The organism is Thioclava atlantica (assembly GCF_000737065.1).
Classification (GTDB): domain Bacteria; phylum Pseudomonadota; class Alphaproteobacteria; order Rhodobacterales; family Rhodobacteraceae; genus Thioclava; species Thioclava atlantica.
The window spans coordinates 1-879 of sequence record NZ_AQRC01000043.1 but is presented as its reverse complement, the minus strand read 5'-3'; the positions used below and the strand labels follow the sequence as shown (position 1 = coordinate 879).

Genomic DNA, 879 nt, shown 5'->3' with positions numbered 1-879 from the left:
TCGGTCTTCATGTAGCCCGGCCCGATCGCGTTGGCCTGCACGTTCGCCCCGGCCCATTCGGCGGCCATCGAGCGGGTGAGCAGCTTGATGCCGCCTTTCGCGACGGTGTAGGGCGCGACCGTGGCGCGGGCGAGCCCGCTCATGAGCGAGCCGATATTGATGATCTTGCCGCCCCCGCGCGCGATCATGCGCTTCGCGGCTTCCCGGCCGCAAAGGAAGGCGGACGTCAGGTTGGTGTCGAGCACGCGCTGCCAGTCCTCGACGGACAGATCGAGCATCGGGCGGCGAAGCTGGATCCCCGCATTGTTGACCAGGATGTCGGGGGCCCGCCCCTCGGCGTCGAGCTGCTCGAAAGCGGCGAGAACCTGCGCCTCGTCGGAGACATCGAAGGCGATGGCGCTGACCCGGTGCCCGAGGGCCTCCATCTCCGCGCGCGCTTTCTCCAGCCTGTCGGGGTCGACGCCGTTGAGGATGACATGGGCCCCCGCCCCGGCGAGCCCCTCCGCGAAGGTCCGGCCGAGGCCCCGCGACGATCCGGTCACCAGCGCAGTCTTTCCTGTCAGGTCGAAATTCGGCACGGGGCTCATCCTTTCGGCTCGGGCGGCGGGAGGCGTCGGGCCGGGAGGCGCGGCCCGACGCGCCCCCCGCCCGGTCAGTCGCGACCGGACGGGAGATGGACGACGGCTTGCGCCTCAGTTGCTCTTGGCGCGCAGCTCGTCGAGTGTCTTCTGAACGCGATCTATCACGTCGCCGCCGATCTCGTCACGATGCTTGTCATAGACGACCTGCGATTTCTCACGCATCCGGGCCAGCTCCTCGGGGGAGACCTTGTTGAACTCGAGCCCGGCATCCTCCATCTTCTTCAGCGATTTCTGGTTG

At 68.1% G+C, this 879-nt stretch carries 2 protein-coding genes; both read right to left on the bottom strand.

The features are described from left to right. Positions 1-578: SDR family NAD(P)-dependent oxidoreductase (locus tag DW2_RS18860; RefSeq protein WP_420340847.1), on the bottom strand; the 578-nt coding region annotated here is incomplete at its 3' end. Between the two features lie 114 nt (positions 579-692). Next, a partial coding sequence (locus tag DW2_RS20015; protein WP_038149009.1) for a hypothetical protein occupies positions 693-879 on the bottom strand: 187 nt, incomplete at its 5' end.